Genomic DNA, 25413 nt, shown 5'->3' on the forward strand with positions numbered 1-25413 from the left:
CCGCCATCGAACGGCGCATCGCCGGCCAGATCGAGGCCTAACCCGCACCCGCCGCGGCGGCCCTGGCCTGGCGCCGGCAGCACGATGAGCCCGTCCAGTTCCCGGCGCGCCCGCAGGTAGGCGTTCTGGCGCTCGTCGCGCGTGGCCGCCTCGTCCTGCGCCAAGTGCAGCAGGTTCTGCGCGCGGGCCAGCCGCTGCTGGTCGTCCTCCGAGAAGTCGCTGCGGCGGCGGCGGATCGCCTCGGCCTCGGCGATCTCGAACGCGCTGAGGTATTCGTGGACGGCATCGCGGTATTCCGCTTGCGCCGTCCGGTCGCTGGCGAGGTCCTCGGCGCGCTCCGGCCGCAGCAGGTCCGCGCGGGCCTTCGCCCGGTGAAACGCGACCGTCAGGGGATCGCGCATGTCGGTCATCATCGGGAAGTCCAGCAATTTGGCAATGTCGAGCTCGTAGTCGAACCACCGCGCATCGGTACGATCATGCGCCGCAAGAAGTTTGGCGAGCTCCCGGCGCGACGCCCCCGCGTTGTCGCGCGCGCGTCCCGACGCCTGGGCCGCCGCGATCTTCGCCTGCTGCTTCAGCCGGTAGCGCTCGAGCCGCCGTTCGGCCCGGCGCTCGTTGGCCGCCGCGACCGCCCGGACGCTCGCGGCGATCGAGCCGCCCAGCGGGAAGATCAGCCACCAGAAATTGCCGGCGAAATGCAGCAGCGGGGTCACATCGCCAGGATGCCACCGCGCCACGGCGCGCGGTTACGCCGAAAGCGTGAGTGGGGTCAGTGCCCCTGGGCCTTGAACCGCTCCACCGAACGCTGCACCTCCGCCTCGGCCGCGGCGCGGTCGACCCAGTCCGCCGCCTTGACGAACTTGCCCGGCTCCAGCGCCTTGTACTGCGAGAAGAAGTGCTTGATCACGTCCAGTTCGAATTCCGGCACGTCGCCGATGTCCTGGATGTGGTCCCAGCGATGGTCGCCGGCGGGCACGCACAACACCTTGTCGTCGCCGCCCGCCTCGTCGACCATCCGGAACATGCCCACCGGGCGCGCCTCCACGATCACCCCCGGGAACACGGACTGCGGCAGCAGCACCAGCGCGTCCAGCGGGTCGCCGTCCTCGCCCAGGGTGTCCTCGATGAAGCCGTAGTCCGTGGGATAGGCCATCGAGGTGTAAAGGTAGCGGTCCAGACGCACCCGACCCGTCTCGTGATCGACCTCGTACTTGTTGCGTTGGCCTTTCGGAATCTCGATGGTCACGTCGAATTGCACCGCGCCGGCTCCTTCACGAGGGGTGGGGTCTTGGTAGGTCAGTACGCCGGGCATCACCCTAGTCGAGCATCATTCGGCCGATTCGGCAGAATAGGTTCAAACAGTCAGGAGAGTGATGGGTCCTACTCGCTGGCGGAAATCCACCCAGGTGTTCATCGGGCTGGCCGTGCTGGCGTTCGTCGCCGCGGTGGTGGCGGCGGCCACGTTTTTCACCACGGGCGGCCATGGCGCCGGCGCCGCGCACGTCCCGGTGCCGCCTCCGCGCCCGCCGACGGTCAAGCCGGGGATGGTCGCGGTGCCCGACACCGCCGAGACGCCCAGCCCGGGTGGTGTCGCCGCCGCGCTGGGACCCGTGGCCGCCGATCCGAACCTGGGCAAGCTGGGTGGCCGGATCACCGACGCCCTCACCGGAAAAGAGCTGTGGCAGGTGGCCTCCGACCTGCCGCTGGTGCCGGCGTCCACGAACAAGGTCCTCACCGCTGCGGCGGCGTTGCTGACGTTGGACCGTCAGGCCCGGATCAGCACCCAGGTGGTCGCCGGCAGCCAGAACGCGCAGGGCCCCGTCGTGCTGGTGGGCGCCGGTGATCCGGCGCTGTCGGCGGCGCCGCCGGGGGTGGACACCTGGTACCGGGGCTCGGCGCGCATCAGCGACCTGGTCGAGCAGGTCAAGCGCAGCGGCGTGACCCCTACCGCGGTGCAGGTGGACACCTCGGCGTTCAGCGGACCGACGATGGCCCAGGGCTGGGACCCGGCCGACGTCGACAATGGCGACATTGCGCCGATCGAGTCGGTGATGATCGACGCCGGGCGCATCCAGCCGACCACGGTCAACTCGCGGCGCTCCAGGACGCCAGCGCTGGACGCCGGTCGGGAGCTGGCCAAGGGCCTCGGCCTGGATCCGGCCGCGGTGACGATCGGCACCGCGCCGTCGGGCGCTCGCCAGCTGGCCGTGGTGCAGTCGGCGCCGCTGATCCAGCGGCTGTCGGAGATGATGGACCACTCCGACAACGTGCTGGCCGAGACCATTGCCCGCGAGGTGGCGGCGGCGATCAACCGGCCGCGGAGCTTCGCCGGGGCGGTCGACGCGGTGACCAACCGCTTGAGCACCGCACACGTGGAGACCGCCGGTGCCAGGCTGGTGGATTCCAGCGGGCTGTCCGTCGACGACCAGTTGACGGCCAAGACGCTGGACGGCGTGGTGCAGGCGGCCGCCGGACCCGACCAGCCCGCGCTGCGGGCGCTGCTGGACCTGCTGCCGATCGCCGGCGGCAGCGGGACGCTGGGCGACCGGTTCCTCGACGCGGCCACCGATCGGGGCCCCGCCGGCTGGCTGCGGGCGAAGACCGGCTCGTTGACCGCCGTCAACTCATTGGTCGGGGTGCTCACCGACCGCAGCGGGCGGGTGCTCACCTTCGCGTTCCTGTCCAACGACGCGGGCCCGAACGGCCGCAACGCGATGGATGCGCTGGCCACCAAGCTCTGGTTCTGTGGGTGCGGATGACGCCCTCGTCCACCCTGACCCTCGGTACCGCCGTCGACTGGCGCTTCGCCGCGACGGTCGGCCAGCGGCTCGCCCGCCCGGGCCCGGCCTCCAGCGACTACACCCGTCGACAGGCGATCCAGGAGCTGACAAGCGCGGCGGCCAAAGCCGAACCGCCGGTGCGCGAAGTCACCGGCCTGGTCACCGGCGGGGCGGTGCCGGCCGCCCGCATCGTCGACCGCTCGCAGTGGATCGGTGCGGCCGCCGAGTCGATGCGGGTGATGACCAACGGCAGCGAGACGCCGCGGGGTTTCCTCACGGGCCGCATCACCGGTGCGCAGACGGGCGCGGTACTGGCGTTCGTGTCATCGGGGATCCTCGGCCAGTACGACCCGTTCGCCAGGGCGCAAGCGGACACGGCGGAGGGAAGCCTGCTGCTGGTGTATCCGAACGTCATCGCCGTCGAGCGCCAGCTTCGGGTCGAGCCATCCGACTTCCGGTTGTGGGTGTGCCTGCACGAGGTGACTCACCGGGTCCAGTTCACCGCCAACCCGTGGCTGTCCCACTACATGTCCGAGGCGTTGGGGCTGCTGACACAGGACGTCGGGGAAGACATCGGCCAGGTGGCGGCCCGGCTCGCCGAGTTCGTGCGCAACCGCGGCGCCGGGGCCGGCGAATCCGACGGCGGCGCGCCCGGGATCATCGGGCTGGTGCGCGCCGTGCAGTCCGAGCCGCAACGCAAGGCCCTGGATCAGCTGCTCGTCCTCGGCACCCTGCTCGAGGGTCACGCCGACCACGTGATGGACGCCGTCGGGCCGGTCGTCGTGCCGTCGGTGGCCACCATCCGGCGCCGATTCGACGAGCGTCGCCACCGCAAGCAGCCCCCGCTGCAACGCCTGCTGCGCGCGCTGCTCGGGCTCGACGCCAAGATGAGCCAATACACGCGCGGCAAGGCGTTCGTGGACCACGTGGTGGGCAGGGTGGGAATGCAGCGGTTCAACACCATCTGGTCGGGCCCCGAGACGCTGCCGCTGCCCGCCGACATCGAAAACCCCCGGCGATGGATCGACAGGGTGCTGTAGGGCAGCTGCGCACGGCTGTCGAGGCGTTCGCCCGCACCCAGCTCGCCACCGAGCAGCCGTGGTGCGTGGCGCTGTCCGGCGGCCCGGATTCGCTGGCCCTCACCGCCGTCGCGGCGCCGCTTCGGCCCACCACCGCGCTGATTGTCGATCATGGGCTGCAGGCCGGTTCGGCCGCCGTCGCCGAGACCGCGCGCCGGCAGGCGATCGCCCTGGGATGCGTTGACGCGCAAGTGCTTTGCGTGCAGGTGGGCAAGGACGGCGGCCCGGAGGCGGCGGCACGTTCCGCCCGCTACGCCGCCTTGCGCGAGTCCTGCGTCGGCCCGGTGCTGTTGGCCCACACACTCGACGATCAGGCGGAGACGGTGCTGCTGGGGCTGGGCCGCGGCTCGGGGGTGCGCTCGATCGCCGGGATGCGCCCGCACGACCCGCCGTGGTGTCGGCCGTTGCTGGGGGTGCGGCGTTCGGTGACGCACGCCGCGTGCGCGGAACTGGGTCTGACCGCCTGGCGCGACCCGCACAACAGCGACCGCCGCTTCACCCGAACCCGGCTGCGCCTCGAGGTGCTGCCGCTGCTGGAGGACGTGCTCGGCGGCGGCGTGGCCGAGGCGTTGGCCCGCACCGCGACCGCGCTGCGCGAGGATACCGAGCTGATCGACGCGCTCGCCGCGCAGGCGCTGCCCGGCGTGCGGGCGGGTTCGGGGCTGCAGCCCGGAGCCCTCGGTGGATTGCCCGGACCCGTGCGCCGGCGGGTGATCCGTGGCTGGCTGCTGGCCGGCGGCGCGACCGGGTTGACCGACAAGCAGATTCGTGGCGTGGATGCGCTCATCACGGCCTGGCGCGGGCAGGGCGGGGTGGCGGTGGGCTCCGCGTTGCGGGGTGAGCGATTGATCGCCGGGCGGCGCGACGGCGTGCTCACCATGTGGCGCGAGTCTGTGTAAACGGGGACTGCCGTTGGTTATTCGGCCGCCGGCGTGGCACTCTGTGGTCGTGGCCCAGACGTCGCCGTCGATCACCCCGGCGCAGCCCGCAGAGCTGTATCCCGGGGACATCAAGTCGGTGCTGCTCACCGCGGAGCAGATTCAGGCCCGCATCGCCGAACTCGGCGAGGAAATCGGCGACCACTACCGCGAGCATGGCGCCGAAACGGGCCAGGATCTGCTGCTGATCACCGTGCTCAAGGGCGCGGTGATCTTCGTCACGGACCTGGCCCGCGCGATTCCGGTGCCGACCCAGTTCGAATTCATGGCCGTCAGCTCCTACGGGTCCTCGACGTCGTCGTCCGGCGTGGTGCGGATCCTCAAGGACCTGGACCGCGACATCAACGACCGCGACGTGCTGATCGTCGAGGACGTCGTCGACTCGGGGCTGACCTTGTCGTGGTTGCTGCGCAACCTGAAGAGCCGGCGTCCGCGCTCGCTGCGGGTGTGCACGTTGCTTCGCAAGCCCGACGCGGTGCGCGCCAAGGTCGAGATCGCGTACGTGGGCTTCGACATTCCGAACGACTTCGTCGTGGGCTACGGCCTGGACTACGACGAGCGCTACCGCGACCTGGCCTACATCGGGACCCTGGATCCTCGGGTCTACGAGGAGTAGCCGGCGAGCTAGTCGAGCTCCCACACCGCCGTCACGGAGAAGCTCACGGTCTGCTGCCCCGGCTCCAGCGGGACCGCGGCCATGCTGCGCTGCGGCGCCGGCGGCCCGCCGGGCACGGGCGCGTTGCCGGAGGCCTCCGTAATCGAGAGCACCCTGCCCAGGCGCAGGCCGGATAACTGGGCGTACTGGTCGGCGCGGGCCTTGGCGTCGTTGAACGCCTGCGCCCGGGCGTCCTTGACCAGCTGCGAGTCGTCGGCGATGGAGTAGCTGACCGAGCTTATTCGGGTGGCGTCGCCGCCGGTGCCGACGATGAGGGCCAGCATTCGGGACGCGGCGTCGGTCGGATGGATCGTGACCCGAAGCGCGTTGGTGGCGCGGTAGCCGGTGATCGTGGCGGCGCCGTTGCTGTACTGCGGTTCGAGGGTGACCGTGGTGGTGCTGATGCCTTTGCGGTCCAGCCCGGCCCCGACCAGCGCGTCGATCACCGCTTGCTGGCGTGCGTTGGTCTGGTTCATCGCGGTGGTCACGTCCGGGGCGGTGAACTCGATGCCGGCGTTGGCGGTCAGGGTGTCGGGGACGCCCTGGACCTGTCCCGAGCCGACGACGGTCACTTGGCGGGGGTTCGCGCCCGGCGGCGCCGCGTTGTGCGTGTCGCACGCCGACAGGACGGCGACGGTCAAGCCGGCGGCGGTCAAGGCAATCGACCTGCGGGCGAACCTCGGGGCGTTCGGTGCGATCGGCATGTGTGGACACTAGCGCCACTGGCGCGCAAAGCCTAGTGCGCCTTGCGGCGATTGCGTCAAAGTTCATGCTGAACTCTAATCATATTGGTTCACAACGACTTTCATCGAATTCGCAAAAGTTGCAGCGTGTGGCTCCAGCTAAATGAACAGTTTTCGACTCGGCAATGAACACGCACGCCGAAGGGTTGTGGTCCCCGCACCCGCCCGGCCTAACCTCTGATCTGCTTCCGGTGCCGCCGTTGGTGCCGAAATCCATTGGCTGGAAGTGTTTTTAAGGAGAAGCCATGTCGATCGTGATCGCACAACCCGAGTTGCTCGCGGCCGCTGCCGCCGAAATGCAGTCCCTGAATGCGTTGGTGGCGGCCGGAAACGCCGCCGCGGCCGCCCCGACGACGGGAGTGGTGCCGGCCGCTGCCGACTTGGTGTCGATGCTGACGGCAGCTCAGTTCGCCTCGCACGCAAGGCTTTACCAGGAGGTGAGCGCGCAGGCGACAGCACTGCGTGAGCTGCTGGCGACCACACTCGGCGTCAGCGCCGGCTCCTATGCGGCCACCGAAACGGCCAACGCACACGCGGTCGGATAGGCGGCCAGACATGGTGGATTTTGCGCAATTGCCACCCGAGATCAATTCGGCCCTCATCTATTCCGGTCCTGGGGCGGGGTCGATACTGGCTGCCGTGGCGGCCTGGGACGGCCTGGCAACCGAGCTGCAGACTGCGGCCTCCGCGTACCAGTCGCTGATCACGGGATTGACCGACGGCCCGTGGCAGGGTCCGGCCGCGGCGGCCATGGCGACCGCGGCCACTCGCCAAACCACTTGGCTCAGCAACACCGCGAGCAAGGCCCAGACGGCCGCCACCCAGGCCGTGGCGGCGGCGAGTGCTTATGACGCGGCATTCCTTGCGACGGTCCCGCCTGCGGAGGTCGCGGCCAACCGGGGGTTGTTGATGGCGCTCTTGGCGACAAACTTGCTGGGCCAAAACACTGCGGCAATCGCTGCCACCGAGGCGCAGTATGCCGAGATGTGGGCCCAGGACGCGGCGGCGATGTATGGCTATGCCGGTTCGGCGGCGGCGGCAACGACGCTGCCGGAGTTCACGCCGGCAGCGGCCGCCACCTCGCTAACTGGACTGGGCGCCCAAGGCGCCGCGGTCTTCGATGCGATCCAGGGAGCCGCCACCGCGCAGGGCCTCTACCAGGTGCCGAAGGCGCTGTCACAGTTGGCGGGCATCACGAACGAGCCCCCTTGGGCGACCAACCTCTTGGCTGCGGTCGGCTTGACCGGACACACCTGGAATGCGAACGGTGACGGGCTCGTGGTGAACGGAATGCTCGGTGACGTGGTGGAAGGCATTACCGGGTCCGCAACCGTGGATGGCAGCACGCTCGCGGACGCTTACATTCGAATGGTCAACCCCGCTCGTCTCACGGTCACCCAGATGAAGGACTACTTCGGCCTCGCGCATGACCTGCCGAAGTGGGCGAGCGAGAGTGCGGAAGCCGCCGCCAAGGCCGCCAAAGACCTGCCGGCCGCACTTCCCGCTGCCCTTCCCCACGCGGGCGGTCTGGGCGGCGTGGTGGCAGCCGCCGGAAACGGCGCGAAGATCGGGACGTTGTCGGCGCCGGCCTCCTGGGCCAGCTCGGTGCCGGCCCCGACGCCCGCCGCGGTAGCGCTCAACGGCCTCTCGGCCGGTGCGTCGGTCGAGCCGGCCACGAGCGCGTTGGGTGGGCTGCCGCTGCTCGGCGGCGGGGGCGGCCGCGGCATGGCCCACTTTGCCGCTCCGCGATACGGATTCAAGCCGACGGTGCTGCCGCAGCCGTCCGCCGGTGGATGAGGATCGTGGATCCGGACCGAAAGTTGTTAATGCACAAGGTATTCAGAAATATCGCATCCTCGGGACCCGGAAATAATTGACGCTTAAGAAGGTTCACCTCGACAAAGTTGGTGGTTTAGGTCGCGCGCTCTTGGGTACAGCTTCATATGTCCCCCAAGCAATTACACACACGCCAGTACTCTCACGCCGCTCGGCGCACGAAGCGAATCAAGGCCACCGGCCAGCACACCATCAGGCTCGTAGCGACCACGGCGACGGTCGGCGTAGCAGTTTGGTGCGGCTCCGGCACCGCCCACGCCGAACCCAACTATGAGCAACAAGCGTGCGCGCTGATGGACGATCACGCCGACGCGATGATCAATGGCTATTCGTCGTATCCGTCCGAGTACGCATTCGTGGTGCTTTCCCGGGAGATTCCACCGCTGGAGGCGGCGCACGTCCTGCGCGCCGCCACGCGCGACGTGTGCCCCAACCACGCGGGCGACATGCCGCGCGACTGGCAATAGTCGACGATCTCGCCAGCCGACGGAGGTCGGCGTTCGGCCCGCCTATTACCCCGACGCTGACCTAGTCGCGCGGCGGATCTGGCGCCGGATTGGGGATCTGCAACACCCGTTGCCGGGTGGTCATCCGGAACGGGTCGAGGGACTGCGTCTCGTCTAGCGCCTCGCGCACGTCGTCGAGGGTGATCAGCCCCAGTTCGACCTGCAGCCACGTGGCGCTGAGCCCGAACGCATGAGCCGCACGCCTGGCTTCCTCGGCGTCCGGGAAGTCATCGGCGTTGGCGCGCCCGACCCCGCCATACCACCGCCCCTTAGTGACCCCGCAGGCATCGCGCAATTGCTCCACCGTGATGTCGCGGTTCAGCGTGGCTTCGAGCAGCCGCTTCAGGCCCCAGCCGGCTGCGTTGGTTCTCGGCATGCCACCGAGAGTAACCGGATGCCGAAACATGGTCAAAAGGTCGTGAGCTGCGAATAAGCCGATTAGTTTGGGAAATATTAGTCTAGAAATAGACAGAGATTCATAATTTATGACATGGTGTCCGCACTGAGTACGAACAGCCCCCACGGTTTCATCAGGAGGAACACCCCATGTCCTTTGTCGTCACAGTGCCGGACCTGTTGTCAGCGGCGGCCGGCCGGCTGCAGGTGATCGGTTCGACCATCGGCGCGGCCAACGCGACGGCCGCATTTCCGATCACCGGCGTGATCCCGGCGGCGGCCGACGAGGTCTCGGCGGCGACGGCGGCGGCCTTCTCCGGTTACGGCCAGATCTACCAGGCCATCAGCGCCGAGGCCGCGGTCATCCACGAAGAGTTCGTCAACGCCCTGGGACTCGGCGCCCACTCGTATGCGGCCACCGAGGCCGCCAACGCGACGCAGGCCGCCGGCGGCCATATGCCGGCCGCGCCCGCCCGGATGGCGCCGACGGCGCCGGCCCGCCCCGCGATGCCCGCGCGCATGGCTCCCACCGCCCCGGGCGCGCCGGCCCGCCCGACGACGCCGCGCACGCCCACCCGGCCGGCGCCCGCCGCGCCCGCGAACCCGGCACCCGCCGCACCCGCCGGCCGGGCGCCGTATGGCGGCGGGTACGGCGGCGGCCGCGTGGATCCCTACGCGCGCTTCAACTACGGCGGTCACCAGGCGCCATACGGGGGCGGATACAGCGCCCACCCGGCGCCCGCCGCGTCCGCCCACCCGGCGCCCGCCGCGCCCTCAGCCCCCACGGTCCCCGTGCCGGTGCGGGCGTAGCCACAACCACTCAAGGAAGGGATCTACCAATGGACTTCGCAGCGTTTCCGCCGGAAATCAACTCCGGGCTCATGTACGCAGGGCCGGGCTCGTCTTCGATGCTGGCCGCGTCGGCGGCCTGGGACGGATTGGCCGCCGAACTTCGCTCGGCCGCAACCGGTTACGGGTCGACGATCCTAGAACTCACCGACGCCGGCTGGCAGGGCCCCGCCTCGGCATCGATGGCGGCCGCGGCCGCACCCTACGTGGCCTGGCTGCACAGCACCGCCGCGCAGGCCGAGCAGGCCGGAATGCAGGCGGCCGCGGCGGCGGCCGCACACGAAGCCGCCTTCGCGGCGACCGTGCCCCCGCCGGTGATCGCCGCCAACCGCTCCCTGCTGATGTTCCTGGTCTCCACCAACTTCCTGGGCATTCACACCCCGGCGATCGCCGCGACCGAGGCGCAGTACGGCGAGATGTGGGCCCAGGACGCCGCGGCGATGTACGCCTATGCCGCATCCGCGGCGGCGGCGGCTGCGCTGGCCCCGATGGCGACGGCGCCGCCCACCACCAACCCAGCCGGGCTGGCGGGCGGCGTCATCGCGGGCGCCGAGGCCGCCGTCGCCAACCTGCAAGGCGCCGCGCAGTCCACGCTCGGCTCGTCCGCCTCGTCGCTGATCAGTGGCTTGCAATCCGGCATCGGCGAATTCGCCGGACTGCTCGGCACGCCCCTCGGCCAGGGCGCCGGCACGACGACCGCGCCGAATCCGGGGACGCCGATGCTTGCGCCGGGGCCGGTCATGCGGCCGCCGTCCATACCCGCGATGCCGGCGCCCCCCCGCATGCGCGTCACACCGATGGTGCCGGCCGCGCCCGAGCGCTTGATGCCGTCGGCGGCGCTGGGCCAGGCGACCTCGGTCGGGGGCCTGTCGGTCCCCTCGGGTTGGGCGCCCGCCGCGGTCCCGGCGGCCGCCACCCCGGACGTCGCGGCCATGGGCGGCGGCCCCGCCGGCGCGCCGCTGTTGGGGTCACGCGGTGTCCCCGCGACCACCGTCGCGGGCATGGAGATGCGCGCGTCCGGCGCAGCCGAGCTGCCCCGAATGAGCGTGTTGCCGCGCGCGGTCGGATGACGGAAGGGGGACAAGCTCCGCGACCTATCGGCGACAAATCACCCGAAACACAACAGTTTTCAAAGGGAGAAATGAAATGACCGCACGTTTTATGACCGACCCGCACGCGATGCGCGACATGGCGGGCCGCTTCGAGGTCCACGCCCAGACGGTCGAGGACGAGGCCCGCAGGATGTGGGCGTCCTCGCAGAACATCTCCGGCGCGGGCTGGAGCGGGGCCGCCGAGGCGACCTCGCTGGACACCATGGGCCAGATGAACCAGGCCTTCCGCAACATCGTCGGCATGCTGCACGGGGTCCGCGACGGCCTCGTCCGCGACGCCAATAACTACGAACAACAAGAGCAGGCCTCGCAGCAGGTCCTGAGCAGCTAGCCCCACCGACCAGAACAGGAGACTTTCCACATGACGATCAACTATCAATTTTCCGACGTCGACTCCCATGGCGCCACCATCCGCGCGCAGGCCGCTTCGCTGGAGGCCGAACACCAGGCCATCGTCCGCGATGTGCTTGCCGCCGGGGACTTTTGGGGCGGCGCCGGGTCGACGGCCTGCCAGCAGTTCGTCACCGAACTGGGGCGCAACTTCCAGGTGATCTACGAGCAGGCCAACGCCCACGGCCAGAAGGTGCAAAGCGCCGGCGACAACATGGCCGGCACCGACAGCGCGGTCGGCTCCAGCTGGGCGTAGCTAGGGTGTAACCAGAATCTTGCAGTGCCGCTCCGGGTCGGCCAGGTCGTCAAAGGCCTGGCCGACCCCTTCCAGTCCGACCTCTCCGGTGATCAACGGCGTGACGTCGATCTCGCCCTCGGCCAGCGCGCGCAGCGAGTCGCCGAACTCCTCCGGGTTGTAGGCGAGCACGAATTGCACGTTGATCTCCTTGGCGATCGCGAAGAAGGGGTGCACGGTGTCGGGCTGCATGCAGACGCCCGCGACCACCAAGCGGGTGCCCGGCCGCGCCCGGCGCAGCACGTCGTCGATGATCCCGGGGACCCCGACCGCCTCGAACACGACGGCGGGTTTGGCGCTGTCGAACGGCGAGCCCTCGGCCGCATCCACCGCCCGGTGCGCTCCCATCGCGGTGGCCAGCTCGCGCCGCTTCGGCGAGAAGTCGGCTGCCACAATGTTTTCCACCCCTCGCGCGCGAAGGGACGCGATGATCGCGATGCCGATCGGCCCGCAACCCAGCACCAGGGCGGTCTCGCCGGGCGCGATGTTCGACTTGTTCACGGCGTGCAGACCGACCGCCATGGGCTCGGTCAACGCGGCATGCTTGAGGTCCAGGCCGTTGGGAATGGGCATCAGCAGCGGCGCCGAAAGCAGCATCCGCTCGGCGTAGCCGCCGATGGTGCTGTTGCTGTAGACAATCGGCTCGACGCCCGTGGCGGAGAGCAGCACGGGAAGGGAGGTGACCAGGGTTCCTGGGGGGTGCGTTTCCGTGTCGGGTCCGGCCTCGAGCACCTCGGCGCTGAACTCGTGTCCCATGAACACGTCGCTGTTCAGGTCGACGGCCATGCCCCCGGCGCCGGCGGCCACCTGGGCGGTCATCTCCACCACCTCGTCGCCGTGCGCGGCGAAATGCAGGTCGGAACCGCAGATTCCGCACGCCTTCACACCCACCAGCACCTGGCCCGCCCCGGGCACGGGCTCGGGGACGTCGTCCCGGTAAACCATCCGGCCGTCGCGTAGAACCGCAGCGCGCATCAGCTTCCCGCGCCTTTCTGCTCCTCGACGTGCTCGGTGATGGCCTTCACGACGGCCTCGCCGGCGCGTCCGATCAATTGATCGCGTTTGCCCCTGGCCCAGTCGTGGGAGGAGCGCGCCGCCTCGAGTTGCCCCTTGAAATAGGGAATCACCTTGCGGGCCATCAGGTCATAGCAATGGTAGGTCGCCTCGGGTGAGGCCCAGTCGTGGCCGAGCATCAACAGCGTTCCGAAACCGCCCGACCGCTCCAGCAAGTCCTCGATGTATGCGATCGCGTCGTCGGGCGTGCCGATGCAGCAATTGCCCTGGGCCGCATAGTCCGCGACGAACTCGCGCGGCGTCTGCGCCTCGCCGTCGACCGCGTTGGACAGCGGCACGAAGCCCGCCGCGCCGAAATAGTGCGCGAAATCCTCGAGCCCGTAGGTGCAATCGTCGATCGCCTGCTCGCGGCTGTCGGCGATGTGCATGATGCTCAGCACGCGCCAGTCGGACCGGTCCGGCTCCTCCCGGCCGACCTTGGCGGCCTGCTCGCGCACCACCTCCCAGGTGTTTTCGAGCGCGGCGTAGCCGCCCGGGACCGACATCGACAGCGACAGCAGCGACGTGCCCAGCGCACCGGCCAGCCGCGGACCGGACGGAGAAATCATTGCCGCGGTGGAGATCTCGGGGTAGGGCCAGGTGTAGGGCCGGATGTGCAACTGCGCGTCCCGCAGCGTGAACCAGTCGGAGTGGCGGTCGATTCGCTCCGTCGGCCCCGCGCGGAACAGCGCCAGGATCGCCTCGAGCGATTCCTGCATCATCCGCCGCTGCTCGACCGGGTCGATGCCCATCATGTATGCGTCCGACGGCAGCGCGCCCGGACCGGTCCCGAACATCACCCGACCGCGGGTCAGGTGGTCCAGCAGCACCCACCGATCGGCCACCATCAGCGGATGATGGTAGGGCAGGGAGACCACACCGGTGCCCAGCCGGATGTGCTTGGTGCGCTCCGCCGCGGCCGCGATGAACACCTCCGGGCAGGCGATCAGCTCGTAGCCACCGGAGTGGTGCTCGCCGAACCAGGCCTCGTCGAACCCGAGGCGGTCCAGTGCGACGACACGCTCCATATCGTATTCCAATGCGACCGTGGGGGATTGGCCGGTCGGATGGAACGGGGTGATAAAGACTCCGAAACGCAGCGGCGCGCTCATCGCAGCTCCAATCCGTCGAGGAATTCCAGCAGGGTGGCGTTGACTTCTTTTGGCCGTTCCTGCTGCAGCCAGTGGCCCGCGCCCTCGATCATCACCTCGCGGTACGGCCCGGAGATCACCTCCGACACGCGGTCAGTACTGGTAAATCCCAACACGGGATCGGCGGTCCCGGCCATGAATAAGCACGGCACAGCAATTTTGGCGCCGTCGAGTTCGGCGGTGGTCTCCCAGTTGCGGTCGAAATTGCGGTACCAGTTCAGGCCGCCGGTGAATCCGGTGCGGGAAAACTCGGCGATGTAATGGTCGAGTTCGTCCTGGCTGATCCAGTCCGGTAGCCCGTCCGGTTCGGGAAGCCGATCGATGAAACCTTCGGGGCCCGGGGTGGCCATCTTCATCATCGCCTCCGGGCCCCCGGAAGTCGTCAACCCGCCCATCATCCGGCGCAGGGTTCGGGCGGGGTCGCCCCCGAGTTCGGCGTCGGCAACGCCGGGCTCCTGAAAGTAGAGGATGTAGAAGAAATTTTCGCCGAACAGCTTGCGCCACGCCTTCGTCGGCGCCACCTGCGCGCGGGGCAGCGCCGGCACGCTGAGCGCGGCGACGGCCGCGACCCGGCCGGGATGCAACAGCGGCGCGTGCCAGACCACGGGCGCACCCCAGTCGTGTCCGACCCAGACGGCGCGCTCGGCGCCGACGTCGTCGAGCAGGCCGACGATGTCGGCGGTGAGCTCGTGAATGTTGTACGCCTCGATCGCTTCCGGGCGAGACGAGCCGCCGTAGCCCCGTTGATCGGGCGCCAGCACGTGGTAGCCGGCCTCGGCCAGGGCCGGTATTTGGTGGCGCCAGGAATAGGCCAATTCGGGAAACCCGTGTGCCAGGATCACGACGGGGGCGCCGCGATCTCCCGCCTCGGTCACCCGCAGTTGTATGCCGTTGGTATCCACTAACCGTTCGGTTGACGAAAGCACCGTCTCACCAAAGCACAAGGACCCCGGGCTGAGAAGGGTATGTCCGGATCGGAAATCGCCTTTCTGCCCTGCGGCGTCCGCCCGCCTGGTAGACATCGCGACTGATGCATTGGCGTTAGCTGAAGGGGTATTCGCATGAAGCGGCTGGACCACGTCGTCTTATGGACCAAGGATTCGCGAGCCTCGATGGATTTCTACTCGCGGGTGGTCGGCCTCGCGCCCGTGCGGTTCGCCGAGTTCGAGGCGGGGGAAGCGCCATTCCCGAGCGTGCGCGTGTGCGAAGACTCCATCATCGACCTGCTGCCGACGACCAACGCCTCCGGCACCGAGACGCTGACGAAGGTCGTGGGCAGCGCCGGCCATCCGGTGAACCACGTTTGCCTGGCGATGTCGAAGTCCGAGTACGAGGCGTTGGATCGGCGTCTGCGGGAAGAGGGCGTGGACACCAGCGCGCGGCTGAACAACAGCTATGGGGCACGCGGGTTTGCGCCGCAGGGCTACTACTTCGCCGACCCCGACGGCAATGTGGTCGAGGCACGCTATTACGAGTGAGCGGCCGCCGAGTGTCACGCCAGCGTGACGACGGCCGGCGGTAGTCACGCTGCCGTGACGCTCGGCGATGTGTGGTTTGCCACGTCGGGAACCAGATGGGGAACTGCCGGTCGTTGTCTGAGCAAGGCGGCGCCTCCCGGCTCTGCCGGGGCTGGCGATCGACACTGCGCCAATGGTGCCGACCCGCTACGCCCCGGCTCTGCCGGGGCTGGCGATCGACACTAGCGGTAGCCTGGACTTTTCCAGCTTCGTGTTTCGCGGAAGGACCTGGCCGACGAGGCCGATGATTGATGAACCGGAAAAACGTGATTCGCACGCTCACGGCGATCGCCGTTGTGGTGCTGCTGGGTTGGTCGTTTTTTTACTTTAGCGACGACACCCGCGGTTACAAGCCCGTCGACACCTCGGTGGCGATGTCCCAGATCAGTGGCGACAACGTCAAGAGCGCGCAGATCGACGACCGCGAGCAGCAATTGCGGTTGACCCTGAAGAAGGGCAACAAGGACACCGACAATTCCGACAAGGTCATCACCAAGTACCCCAGCGGCTATGCCGTTGACCTGTTCAACGCGCTCAACTCGAAGAACGCCAAGGTCAGCACCGTCGTGAATGAGGGCAGCATCCTGGGCGAGCTGCTGGTCTATGTGCTGCCGCTGCTGTTGCTGGTGGGCCTGTTCGTGATGTTCTCCCGGATGCAGGGCGGCGCCCGGATGGGCTTCGGGTTCGGCAAGTCCCGCGCGAAGTTGCTGAACAAGGACATGCCGAAAACCACGTTCGCCGACGTCGCGGGCGTCGACGAGGCGGTCGAGGAGCTCTACGAGATCAAGGACTTCCTGCAGAACCCGAGCAGGTACCAGGCGCTGGGCGCCAAGATCCCCAAGGGCGTGCTGCTCTACGGGCCCCCCGGGACGGGCAAGACGCTGCTGGCCCGCGCCGTGGCGGGCGAGGCCGGGGTGCCGTTCTTCACGATCTCCGGCTCCGACTTCGTCGAGATGTTCGTCGGTGTGGGTGCCTCGCGGGTGCGCGACCTGTTCGAGCAGGCCAAGCAGAACAGCCCGTGCATCATCTTCGTCGACGAGATCGACGCCGTCGGGCGCCAGCGCGGCGCCGGCCTGGGCGGCGGGCACGACGAACGCGAGCAGACGCTGAACCAGTTGCTGGTCGAGATGGACGGCTTCGGCGATCGCACCGGCGTCATCCTGATCGCGGCCACCAACCGCCCCGACATCCTCGACCCCGCGCTGCTGCGGCCCGGCCGCTTCGACCGGCAGATCCCGGTGACCAACCCCGACATGGCGGGCCGCCGCGCGGTGCTGCGCGTGCACTCCAAGGGCAAGCCGATCGGTCCCGACGCCGACCTCGACGGGCTGGCCAAGCGGACCGTCGGCATGACCGGCGCCGACCTGGCCAACGTCATCAACGAGGCGGCGCTGCTGACCGCGCGCGAGAACGGCACCGTCATCACCGGCGCCGCCCTGGAGGAGGCGGTCGACCGGGTGATCGGTGGGCCGCGCCGCAAGGGCCGCATCATCAGCGAGCAGGAAAAGAAGATCACCGCCTACCACGAGGGCGGGCACACGCTGGCGGCCTGGGCGATGCCCGACATCGAGCCGATCTACAAGGTGACGATCCTGGCCCGGGGGCGCACCGGCGGCCACGCGGTGGCGGTGCCCGAGGAGGACAAGGGCCTGCGGACGCGCTCGGAGATGATCGCTCAGCTGGTGTTCGCGATGGGCGGGCGCGCCGCCGAGGAGCTGGTGTTCCGCGAGCCGACGACGGGCGCGGTGTCCGACATCGAGCAGGCCACCAAGATCGCCCGGGCGATGGTGACGGAGTTCGGCATGAGCTCGAAACTCGGCGCCGTGAAATACGGCTCCGAGCACGGCGACCCGTTCCTGGGCCGGACCATGGGCACGCAGGCGGACTACTCCCACGAGGTCGCCCGCGACATCGATGACGAGGTCCGCAAGCTGATCGAGGCGGCGCACACCGAGGCATGGGAGATCCTCACCGAATACCGCGACGTGCTCGACACCCTCGCCGGCGAGCTGCTGGAAAAGGAAACCCTGCACCGGGCCGAGTTGGAGGGCATCTTCTCCGGGGTCGAAAAGCGGCCCAGGCTCACCATGTTCGACGATTTCGGTGGCCGGATCCCGTCGGACAAGCCGCCGATCAAGACGCCGGGCGAGCTGGCCATGGAGCGGGGCGAGCCGTGGCCACCGCCGGTGCAGGAACCGGCGTTCAAGGCGGCCATCGCGCGGGCCAGCGAGGCCGCGCAAGCTGAGGCGGCTCGAAACGCTAACGGCGGCAACGGTTCTCATGGCGACCAGGGCAGCCGCCAGCCCGTTCCGCAGGGCGCGACGCAGCCCGACTACGGCGCACCGGCGGGCTGGTACGCGCCGGGCTGGCCGCCGCAGCACCAGCAGCAGCCGAACCACTGGCATCCGCCCGCTGGAAGCCCCGCGCCGCCCCCGCCGCAGCCGTATTGGCCGCAGCCCGCACCGGGTTACCCGGGCCAGCACGGCCCACAGGGCCAGGGTCGCCAGCATTACCCGCCCTATCCGCCCTATCCGCCTCCCGCTCAACCGAAGCCGGATGCCGCTAAGGCTCCCGACAACCGGGGCGATGACGTGAGCCGGTCCAACCCGCCGGCCCACGGCTGACGAACGGAGGATTGCGATGGCTCTCCCGGATTTGGGGCCGGATTTGGGGCCCGACACCCGCCACCCGACCCCACGCATACGGGCGTTCGATCAGCAACGCGCCGAGGCGGCGATCCGCGAGTTGCTCCACGCGATCGGCGAAGACCCGGACCGAAACGGCTTGCAGGACACCCCGGCCCGGGTCGCGCGCGCCTACCGCGAGATGTTCGCCGGGCTCTACACCGATCCCGACTCCGTCCTGAACACCATGTTCGACGAGGACCACGACGAGATGGTGATCGTCAAGGAAATCCCGCTCTACTCCACCTGCGAGCACCACCTGGTGTCCTTCCACGGGGTGGCGCACGTGGGGTACATCCCCGGCAAGGACGGCCGGGTGACCGGCCTGTCGAAGATCGCCCGGCTGGTGGACCTCTACGCCAAGCGGCCCCAGGTGCAGGAGCGCCTCACCAGTCAGATCGCCGATGCCCTGGTGAACAAACTGGATCCCCGCGGCGTGATCGTCGTGGTCGAGGCCGAACACCTGTGCATGGCGATGCGCGGTGTCCGCAAGCCCGGAGCCATCACCACGACGTCGGCGGTGCGTGGCATGTTCAAGACCAGTCCCGCCTCTCGAGCCGAAGCGCTCGACCTGATCCTGCGCAAGTGAGTTCGGCGCCCGTGCAGGTGATGGGAGTTCTGAACGTCACTGACGACTCCTTCTCCGACGGTGGGCGCTACCTCGATACCGACGACGCCGTCGCCCACGGCCTGGCGATGGCCGCCGAGGGCGCCGGGATCGTCGACGTCGGCGGGGAGTCGACCCGGCCCGGCGCCGTCCGCATCGACGCGCGCCTCGAGACATCGCGGGTGGTCCCGGTCGTCAAGGAACTTGCCGCACAGGGCATTACCGTGAGCATCGACACCATGCACGCCGACGTGGCGCGAGCGGCGCTGCAGAGCGGCGCGCGAATCGTCAACGACGTATCGGGCGGGCGGGCCGATCCGGCGATGGCGCCGCTGCTGGCCGAGGCGGGCGTGCCGTGGGTGTTGATGCATTGGCGATCGGTGTCCGCGGAGCGCCCGCACCAGGCGCCGCACTACCGCGACGTGGTGGCCGAAGTGCGCGCCGAGTTGCTCGCCAGCGTCGACGACGCGGTGGCCGCGGGTGTGGATCCCGACCAGCTGGTGATCGACCCCGGGCTGGGATTCGCCAAGACAGGACAAGACAATTGGGCGCTGCTGCACGCGCTGCCGCAGCTGGTCGCCACCGGGGTACCGGTGCTGCTGGGCGCGTCGCGGAAACGGTTCCTGGGCACGTTGTTGGCCGGACCCGACGGCTTGCCGCGGCCGCCCGACGGGCGCGAGACGGCCACCGCGGTGATTTCGGCGCTGGCCGCCCAGTCCGGGGCGTGGGGCGTGCGCGTGCACGACGTGCGCGCCTCCGTCGATGCCCTCAAGGTCGTCGAGGCGTGGAACCACGATGGCTGATCGAATCGAGTTGCGCGGCTTGATGGCCCGTGGCCGACACGGGGTCTTCGAGCACGAGCGCGCGAGCGGGCAGGAGTTCGTCGTCGATATCACCGTGTGGATCGACCTGGCCGAAGCCGCCGCCAGTGACGACCTGGCCGACACCTACGACTACGGCGCGCTCGCCCAACTGGCCGCCGACGTCGTCGGGGGACCGCCGCGCCGGCTCATCGAGGCGGTCGGCGGTGAGATCGCCGACCGGGTGATGGGCGACCAACGGGTGCACGCCGTCGAGGTGGTGGTGCACAAGCCGCAGGCGCCCATCCCGCAGCCGTTCGCCGACGTCGCCGTGGTGGTTCGGCGGTCGCGGCGGGGCGGTCGCGGCTCGGTGATCCCGGCGGGTGGGGCGGTATGACGCGCGTCGTGCTGTCCATCGGCTCCAACCTGGGCGACCGGTTGGCGCGTCTGCAGTCGGTGGTCGACGGGCTGGGTGAGGCGCTGGTGGCGGTGTCCCCGGTGTACGAGACGGACCCGTGGGGCCGCGTGGAGCAGGCGCCGTTCCTCAACGCGGCGCTCATCGCGGAGGACCCCGAGTGTGACGGGCAGGGCTGGCTGCGCCGGGCGCAGGAGTTCGAGCGGGTCGCGGGGCGGGTGCGCGGCGAGCGCTGGGGACCGCGCAGCCTCGATGTCGACCTGATCGCCTGCTACGGCGATACCGAGGTGATCGTCCGCGAACCCAACCTGACGCTGCCGCACCCGCTGGCCCACCTGCGGGCCTTCGTGATGGTGCCGTGGCTGGCCATCGAGCCCGACGCGCAGCTGACGGTCGCCGAAGGGCCGCGTCCGGTCGCGCAGCTGCTGGCCCAACTCGAGCCGGCCGACCGGGCCGGGGTGCGGCTCTCGGGCCTGACGCTGCAGCCGAAGGGGTCCCATACCTGATGGGCCCAACCCGCAAGCGTGACCTGACGGCCGCGGTGGTCGGCGCTGCGGTCGTGGGCTACCTCCTGGTGACCACCCTGTACCGGTGGTTTCCGCCGATCACGGTGTGGACCGGCCTGTCGCTGCTGGGCGTGGCCATCGCCGAGGCGCTGTGGGCGCGCTACGTGCGACTCAAGATCAACGACGGCGAAATCGGGGCCGGCCCCGGCTGGCTGCACCCGCTGGCGGTGGCGCGCAGCGTCATGGTGGCCAAGGCGTCGGCCTGGGTGGGTGCGCTGGTGTTGGGCTGGTGGATCGGGGTGCTGGTGTACTTCTTCCCCCGGCGGTCGTGGCTGCGTGTCGCCGCCGAGGACACCACGGGGACGGTGGTGGCCGCCGTCAGCGCGCTGGCGCTGGTCGTCGCCGCGCTGTGGCTGCAGCATTGCTGCAAGTCCCCGCAGGATCCGACCGACCATGGCGAGGGCGCGGAAACGTAGCGCGCCCCGGGACCCCCGCCACGACCCGGCGAGAATCGCCGGTGCCGCGCGACACGCGGAGTGACCTCGCGCAGGTACTCTCAGGCCATGACCGTTCTGTCCCGCGGCGCCCGGGTCCGGCGCGGCGGCCGCAGGCCGGGGTGGGTGCTCTTGACCGCGTTGCTGGTCCTCGCGATGGGGGCCAGTTCCGCACTGGTTTTCACCAATCGGGTGGAACTCCTCAAGCTCGCTGTAATCCTGGCGCTGTGGGCCGCAGTCGCCGGCGCCTTCGTTTCGGTGCTCTACCGCCGTCAAAGCGACGCGGACCAGTCCCGGGTTCGCGACCTCAAGCTGGTCTACGACCTGCAGCTGGATCGGGAGATCTCCGCCCGGCGCGAGTACGAGCTGACCGTGGAGTCCCAGCTGCGCCGCGAGCTGGCCTCCGAGCTGCGCGCCCAGGCCGAAGACGACCTGGCCGCGCTGCGCGCGGAGCTGAGCGCGCTGCGAACCAGCCTGGAGATCCTGTTCGACACCGACCTGCAGCACCACCGCGCGCTCGAGACGGTCGAAACCGAGGCGCCACCAACCCGCGCCTACAGCGACTGGGACCGCAACGGCGACGGCAGCCGGGACTGGGTGTCCAGCGATCGGGTGACCTCGCCCACCGGGGACAACCCGGCCGGCCGCGCCGACGAGGCCGCGATCATCGACGTGCCCGAGGAGCCGCTGCTGCCGCCCCGCCAGCCGCCGCCCCCGCGGGAGCGCGGCCGCGGTCAGTACGAGGTCCCGCCGGATGCCCGGTACGCGGTCTCCCAGGAGCCGCCGTACATGACGGCGCCGCCGGAGCCGCGATTCGAACCCCGGCAACAGCCGCCGCCGCAACCGGAACCGCAGCCGCAGCCGCAGGGCTGGCAGCCCGCAGCCGCCGGGGGGCAGTGGCCACCGCCGGGGGCACCGGTCGGCAACTGGGCCGGCGCACCGGGTGGTGAGCCGACAGGCGGGCGTCGCGCGAGGCACTACGGGGCCGGGGAAACCCTGGACGGCTCTCCCTTCGAGCACCCGCAGCCGCCGCCGTACGGGGAATCCGGTCGTCGGGCGCGAGCGCGCCACTCGGCCGAGTACCGCGACTTCAACGCGCCGGCCGCGGCCGCGCCGCCGCCGCAGATGGCCCCGCCGCCCGCGGCGGAGCCGGTCCCGCGCCATCGCGGCGCCGACCCCCAAGAGCCGCCGGAGGGGCTGGCGGATGGGCCGCCGAGCGGCGGCCAGTCGGTGGCCGAACTGCTGGCGCGGCTGCAGGTCGAGCCGTCCGGCGGTGGCCGTCGCCGCCGACGTGACGGCTGAGCTGGGAGCTTCCTCACATTGGGTGCGACCTGAGAATCGATTAAAGTCTTAGTGACCGTCCGGTACCCGAGCAGTGGACCGGAACGAACAAAGAAAGCTGTGAGGTCGTCTGCGATGGGGCAGTTCGACGGACTGCGCCCGGCCAGGCTCAAGGTGGGCATCGTCTCCGCCGGCCGGGTGGGCTCCGCCCTCGGCGTCGCGCTGGAGCGCGCCGACCACGTCGTGGTGGCGTGCAGCGGCGTCTCGAGGGCGTCGCGCCAGCGGGCGCAGCGCCGGTTGCCCGATACGCCGGTGGTATCGCCGCCGGATGTGGCCGCCAACGCCGAGCTGCTGCTGCTGGCCGTCCCCGACAGCGAACTCGCGGGCCTGGTGTCGGGCCTGGCGGCGACCTCGGCCGTGCGCCCGGGCACGATCGTGGCGCACACGTCCGGCGCCAACGGCGTCGGCATCCTGGCGCCGCTGGCCCACGACGGCTGCATTCCGCTGGCGATCCACCCGGCGATGACGTTCACCGGCTCCGACGAGGACATCACCCGGGTGCCCGACACCTGCTTCGCGATCACCGCGGCCGACGACGTCGGGTACGCGATCGGGCAGTCGCTGGTCCTCGAGATGGGCGGCGAGCCGTTCTGCGTCCGCGAGGAGGCCCGCGTGCTGTACCACGCCGCGCTGGCCCACGCCGGCAACCACATCGTGACGGTGGTCGCCGACGCGCTCGAGGCGCTGCGGGCCGCGCTGCGCGGCGGCGAACTGCTCGGGCAACAAACCGTCGACGACCAGCCGGGCGGCCTTGCCGAACGGATCGTCGGGCCACTGGCCCGTGCGGCGCTGGAGAACACCCTGCAGCGCGGGCAGGCCGCGCTCACCGGTCCGGTGGCCCGTGGCGACGCGGCCGCGGTCGCCGGGCATCTCGCCGCGCTCGCCGAGGTCGAGCCCGAGCTGGCCCAGGCGTACCGGGTCAACGCCCTGCGAACGGCCCAGCGCGCGCACGCCCCCAAGGACGTCGTGGAGGTGCTGGCGCGATGACCGCACGCAAGCCCGCGTTCAATCCCGGTGAGCTCAACGTGTACTCGGCCCCGCGCGACGTCACCGACGTCAGCCGGGCGCTGCGCCACACCGGCCGCCGAGTGATGCTGGTGCCCACGATGGGCGCGTTGCACGAGGGGCACCTCTCGCTGGTGCGCGCCGCCAAGCGCGTGCCCGGCTCGGTGGTCGTGGTCTCGATTTTCGTCAACCCCCTGCAGTTCGGGGCGGGCGAAGACCTCGACGCCTACCCCCGCACCCTCGACGACGACTTGGCGCTGCTGCGCGGCGAAGGCGTCGAGATCGCCTTCGCGCCGACCGCCGCGGCGATGTATCCCGACGGGCTGCGCACCACCGTGCAGCCCGGCCCGCTGGCCGCCGAGCTCGAGGGCGGCCCGCGGCCGACCCATTTCGCCGGCGTGCTCACGGTGGTGCTCAAACTGCTGCAGATCGTGCGGCCCGACCGGGTTTTCTTCGGCGAGAAGGACTATCAGCAGCTGGTCATCATCCGCCAGATGGTCGCCGACCTGAACGTCGATGTGGCCGTCGTCGGCGTCCCGACGGTGCGCGAACACGACGGGCTGGCCATGTCGTCACGCAACCGCTACCTGGACGCGACGCAGCGCGAATTGGCCGTGGCGCTCTCGGCGGCGCTGACGGCCGGGGCGCACGCCGCTACCCACGGCGCCCAGGCCGCGCTGGACGCCGCCCGCGCGGTGCTGCGAGCCACGCCCGGCCTCGTCGTCGATTACCTCGAGCTGCGCGACGCCGACCTCGGGCCGTTGCGCGATAACGGATCCGGCCGGCTGCTGGTCGCGGCCAGGCTCGGCAGCACCAGGCTGCTCGACAACGTGTCAATCCAGATCGGAAACCTCGCCGGCACCGCTGGGCCGGACGAACTCGCCCAATCGCAGTGGAGGAATTGATGTTACGGACGATGCTGAAATCGAAGATCCATCGCGCCACCGTCACGCAGGCCGACCTGCACTACGTCGGCTCGGTGACCATCGACGCCGACCTGATGGACGCCGCCGACCTGCTCGAGGGCGAACAGGTGACCATCGTCGACATCGACAACGGCGCCCGGCTGGTCACCTACGCGATCACCGGCGAACGTGGCACCGGGGTGATCGGAATCAACGGCGCCGCAGCGCATCTGGTGCATCCGGGCGACCTGGTGATCCTCATCGCATACGGGACGATGGAGGAGGCGGAGGCGCGCGCCTACCGCCCGCGGATCGTGTTCGTCGACGCCGACAACAAGCCGATCGACCTCGGGCACGACCCGGCGTTCGTGCCCGCTGACGCGGCGGAGCTGTTGGACCCGCGGATCGGCGCGCGGTAGCCGTGCTGCTCGCCATCGACGTCCGCAACACGCACACCGTCGTCGGACTGATCTCCGGATCCAAGGAGCACGCGAAAGTCGTGCAGCAGTGGCGGATCCGCACCGAATCCGAGGCCACCGCGGACGAACTGGCGCTGACCATCGACGGCCTGATCGGCGACGATTCCGAACGCCTCAGCGGCGCCGCCGCGCTGTCGACCGTGCCGTCGGTGCTGCACGAGGTGCGGGTGATGCTCGATCAGTACTGGCCGTCGGTGCCGCACGTGCTCATCGAGCCCGGCGTGCGCACCGGGATCCCGCTGCTGGTCGACAACCCGAAAGAGGTGGGTGCCGACCGCATCGTCAACTGCCTGGCGGCGTTCCACAAATTCGGCACCGCGGCCATCGTCATCGATTTCGGATCCTCGATCTGCGTGGACGTGGTGTCGGCCAAGGGCGAGTTTCTCGGCGGCGCCATCGCCCCCGGTGTGCAGGTGTCCTCCGACGCCGCCGCGGCCCGCTCCGCCGCGCTGCGTCGCGTCGAATTGACCCGGCCGCGTTCGGTGGTCGGCAAGAACACCGTCGAATGCATGCAGGCCGGCGCGGTGTTCGGGTTCGCCGGGCTGGTCGACGGGCTGGTGCAGCGCATCCGCGAGGACGTGGACGGTTTCGCCGACGCCCTGGGCGACCAGGTCGCGGTCGTGGCGACCGGCCATACCGCGCCCCTGCTGCTGCCCGAGCTGCACACCGTCAGCCACTACGACCAACACCTGACGCTGCACGGCCTGCAGCTGGTCTTCGAACGCAACCGGGACGCCCAGCGCGGGCGGCTGAAGACGGCGCGCTAGACGGCCGCCGCCCGCACGCCGCATCGAGTGTGCGTCCACGGCTTTGGATAACGTCGCTAGTGATTTGGCGGAATTTTGCGCCCACCCCGCACACTCAAAGCCCTGAACGC

29 protein-coding genes and 1 pseudogene are annotated in these 25413 nt (G+C 69.9%); 23 read left to right on the forward strand and 7 right to left on the reverse strand.

Annotation, left to right across the window (positions count from 1 at the left end):
- Both A5673_RS20400 and A5673_RS20405 read right to left on the reverse strand, forming a co-directional pair.
- The coding region (locus tag A5673_RS20400; protein ID WP_231971153.1) for a hypothetical protein at positions 1–713 on the reverse strand (713 nt) is incomplete at its 3' end.
- A gap of 56 nt (positions 714–769) precedes the next feature.
- Positions 770–1258, reverse strand: a complete 489-nt coding sequence (locus tag A5673_RS20405; RefSeq protein ID WP_068236631.1) for an inorganic diphosphatase — start codon at positions 1256–1258, stop codon at positions 770–772.
- A gap of 115 nt (positions 1259–1373) precedes the next feature.
- Here A5673_RS20405 and dacB point away from each other — a divergent pair, with 115 nt between their 5' ends.
- The 4 genes from dacB to hpt are packed head-to-tail and all read left to right on the forward strand — an operon-like array spanning position 1374 to position 5413.
- The gene (dacB, locus tag A5673_RS20410; RefSeq protein ID WP_156748423.1) at positions 1374–2759 is read left to right on the forward strand and encodes a D-alanyl-D-alanine carboxypeptidase/D-alanyl-D-alanine-endopeptidase; all 1386 of its coding nucleotides are present in this window, start codon (positions 1374–1376) and stop codon (positions 2757–2759) included.
- Positions 2756–3820 carry a zinc-dependent metalloprotease gene (locus tag A5673_RS20415; RefSeq protein ID WP_068236540.1) on the forward strand — a complete coding sequence of 355 codons (1065 nt, stop codon included), beginning with the start codon at positions 2756–2758 and terminating at the stop codon, positions 3818–3820. Before dacB ends, A5673_RS20415 begins: the two co-directional genes overlap by 4 nt.
- A complete protein-coding gene (gene tilS, locus A5673_RS20420; RefSeq protein ID WP_068236543.1) occupies positions 3799–4758 on the forward strand; it encodes a tRNA lysidine(34) synthetase TilS in 960 nt (319 codons plus the stop codon). Before A5673_RS20415 ends, tilS begins: the two co-directional genes overlap by 22 nt.
- A 43-nt stretch (positions 4759–4801) precedes the next feature.
- Positions 4802–5413 carry a hypoxanthine phosphoribosyltransferase gene (hpt, locus tag A5673_RS20425; protein WP_068236546.1) on the forward strand — a complete coding sequence of 204 codons (612 nt, stop codon included), beginning with the start codon at positions 4802–4804 and terminating at the stop codon, positions 5411–5413.
- Between the two features lie 8 nt (positions 5414–5421).
- On the opposite strand, the gene A5673_RS20430 is transcribed toward hpt, so the two are convergent.
- Positions 5422–6156, reverse strand: coding sequence for an SIMPL domain-containing protein (locus tag A5673_RS20430; protein WP_068236550.1), 735 nt, complete (start codon positions 6154–6156; stop codon positions 5422–5424).
- A 284-nt stretch (positions 6157–6440) separates the two neighbouring features.
- Between A5673_RS20430 and A5673_RS20435 the strand changes: the two genes are divergently transcribed.
- From A5673_RS20435 to A5673_RS29235, 3 genes are all read left to right on the forward strand, one after another.
- On the forward strand, positions 6441–6740 hold the full coding sequence (locus tag A5673_RS20435; RefSeq protein ID WP_068236553.1) for a PE family protein: 300 nt from the start codon (positions 6441–6443) through the stop codon (positions 6738–6740).
- 10 nt (positions 6741–6750) lie between these two features.
- Complete coding sequence (locus A5673_RS20440; RefSeq protein ID WP_068236557.1) at positions 6751–7992, forward strand: PPE family protein; 1242 nt, start codon at positions 6751–6753, stop codon at positions 7990–7992.
- 332 nt (positions 7993–8324) lie between these two features.
- Positions 8325–8498, forward strand: coding sequence for a hypothetical protein (locus tag A5673_RS29235; RefSeq protein ID WP_156748425.1), 174 nt, complete (start codon positions 8325–8327; stop codon positions 8496–8498).
- 61 nt (positions 8499–8559) lie between these two features.
- Here the strand turns inward: A5673_RS29235 and A5673_RS20450 are convergent, their stop codons facing one another.
- On the reverse strand, positions 8560–8913 hold the full coding sequence (locus A5673_RS20450; RefSeq protein ID WP_068236559.1) for a hypothetical protein: 354 nt from the start codon (positions 8911–8913) through the stop codon (positions 8560–8562).
- A gap of 170 nt (positions 8914–9083) precedes the next feature.
- On the opposite strand from A5673_RS20450, the pseudogene A5673_RS30670 reads away from it, so the two are divergent.
- The 4 genes and pseudogenes from A5673_RS30670 to A5673_RS20470 form a co-directional block, all read left to right on the forward strand.
- Positions 9084–9377 (forward strand): annotated as a pseudogene (locus A5673_RS30670) (PE family protein); the annotation flags it as partial.
- 395 nt (positions 9378–9772) lie between these two features.
- Positions 9773–10852 (forward strand): PPE family protein, encoded by a 1080-nt coding sequence (locus A5673_RS29660; RefSeq protein WP_068236564.1) that lies wholly within the window; start codon positions 9773–9775, stop codon positions 10850–10852.
- Positions 10853–10928: 76 nt separating this feature from the next.
- Positions 10929–11225 (forward strand): WXG100 family type VII secretion target, encoded by a 297-nt coding sequence (locus A5673_RS20465; protein ID WP_068236567.1) that lies wholly within the window; start codon positions 10929–10931, stop codon positions 11223–11225.
- Positions 11226–11255: 30 nt separating this feature from the next.
- Complete coding sequence (locus tag A5673_RS20470; protein ID WP_068236571.1) at positions 11256–11540, forward strand: WXG100 family type VII secretion target; 285 nt, start codon at positions 11256–11258, stop codon at positions 11538–11540.
- On the opposite strand, the gene A5673_RS20475 is transcribed toward A5673_RS20470, so the two are convergent.
- The 3 genes from A5673_RS20475 to A5673_RS20485 are packed head-to-tail and all read right to left on the reverse strand — an operon-like array spanning position 11541 to position 14709.
- Positions 11541–12554: a zinc-binding dehydrogenase gene (locus tag A5673_RS20475; protein WP_068236574.1), complete on the reverse strand. Its 1014-nt coding sequence runs from the start codon at positions 12552–12554 to the stop codon at positions 11541–11543.
- Complete coding sequence (locus tag A5673_RS20480; RefSeq protein ID WP_068236577.1) at positions 12554–13744, reverse strand: LLM class flavin-dependent oxidoreductase; 1191 nt, start codon at positions 13742–13744, stop codon at positions 12554–12556. The genes A5673_RS20475 and A5673_RS20480 overlap by 1 nt, the downstream gene beginning before the upstream one ends.
- Entirely contained in the window at positions 13741–14709 is a 969-nt protein-coding gene (locus A5673_RS20485) for an alpha/beta fold hydrolase (protein WP_156748427.1), read from the reverse strand. Before A5673_RS20485 ends, A5673_RS20480 begins: the two co-directional genes overlap by 4 nt.
- Positions 14710–14844: 135 nt before the next feature.
- Here A5673_RS20485 and A5673_RS20490 point away from each other — a divergent pair, with 135 nt between their 5' ends.
- The 12 genes from A5673_RS20490 (at position 14845) to A5673_RS20545 (ending at position 25303) form a co-directional block, all read left to right on the forward strand.
- Entirely contained in the window at positions 14845–15261 is a 417-nt protein-coding gene (locus tag A5673_RS20490; protein ID WP_068236579.1) for a VOC family protein, read from the forward strand.
- Between the two features lie 290 nt (positions 15262–15551).
- Positions 15552–17924, forward strand: a complete 2373-nt coding sequence (gene ftsH, locus A5673_RS20495; RefSeq protein WP_068236582.1) for an ATP-dependent zinc metalloprotease FtsH — start codon at positions 15552–15554, stop codon at positions 17922–17924.
- Positions 17925–17940: 16 nt separating this feature from the next.
- Complete coding sequence (gene folE, locus A5673_RS20500; protein ID WP_068236585.1) at positions 17941–18573, forward strand: GTP cyclohydrolase I FolE; 633 nt, start codon at positions 17941–17943, stop codon at positions 18571–18573.
- Complete coding sequence (gene folP, locus A5673_RS20505) at positions 18570–19394, forward strand: dihydropteroate synthase (RefSeq protein WP_156748429.1); 825 nt, start codon at positions 18570–18572, stop codon at positions 19392–19394. The genes folE and folP overlap by 4 nt, the downstream gene beginning before the upstream one ends.
- On the forward strand, positions 19387–19788 hold the full coding sequence (folB, locus tag A5673_RS20510) for a dihydroneopterin aldolase (RefSeq protein WP_068236588.1): 402 nt from the start codon (positions 19387–19389) through the stop codon (positions 19786–19788). The genes folP and folB overlap by 8 nt, the downstream gene beginning before the upstream one ends.
- Positions 19785–20312, forward strand: a complete 528-nt coding sequence (gene folK / locus A5673_RS20515) for a 2-amino-4-hydroxy-6-hydroxymethyldihydropteridine diphosphokinase (protein ID WP_068236591.1) — start codon at positions 19785–19787, stop codon at positions 20310–20312. Before folB ends, folK begins: the two co-directional genes overlap by 4 nt.
- Positions 20312–20788: a DUF3180 domain-containing protein gene (locus tag A5673_RS20520; protein ID WP_068236594.1), complete on the forward strand. Its 477-nt coding sequence runs from the start codon at positions 20312–20314 to the stop codon at positions 20786–20788. Before folK ends, A5673_RS20520 begins: the two co-directional genes overlap by 1 nt.
- A gap of 87 nt (positions 20789–20875) precedes the next feature.
- Positions 20876–22108 (forward strand): DUF6779 domain-containing protein, encoded by a 1233-nt coding sequence (locus A5673_RS20525; protein ID WP_068236598.1) that lies wholly within the window; start codon positions 20876–20878, stop codon positions 22106–22108.
- 114 nt (positions 22109–22222) lie between these two features.
- Positions 22223–23134, forward strand: a complete 912-nt coding sequence (locus A5673_RS20530) for a Rossmann-like and DUF2520 domain-containing protein (RefSeq protein WP_068236600.1) — start codon at positions 22223–22225, stop codon at positions 23132–23134.
- Complete coding sequence (gene panC, locus A5673_RS20535; RefSeq protein WP_068236604.1) at positions 23131–24057, forward strand: pantoate--beta-alanine ligase; 927 nt, start codon at positions 23131–23133, stop codon at positions 24055–24057. Before A5673_RS20530 ends, panC begins: the two co-directional genes overlap by 4 nt.
- Entirely contained in the window at positions 24057–24476 is a 420-nt protein-coding gene (gene panD, locus A5673_RS20540; RefSeq protein ID WP_068236607.1) for an aspartate 1-decarboxylase, read from the forward strand. Before panC ends, panD begins: the two co-directional genes overlap by 1 nt.
- Before the next feature lie 2 nt (positions 24477–24478).
- Positions 24479–25303, forward strand: coding sequence for a type III pantothenate kinase (locus A5673_RS20545; protein ID WP_068236609.1), 825 nt, complete (start codon positions 24479–24481; stop codon positions 25301–25303).
- The last annotated feature ends 110 nt before the right edge of the window (positions 25304–25413 follow it).

The organism is Mycobacterium sp. E3198, assembly GCF_001667015.1.
Classification (GTDB): Bacteria; Actinomycetota; Actinomycetes; order Mycobacteriales; family Mycobacteriaceae; genus Mycobacterium.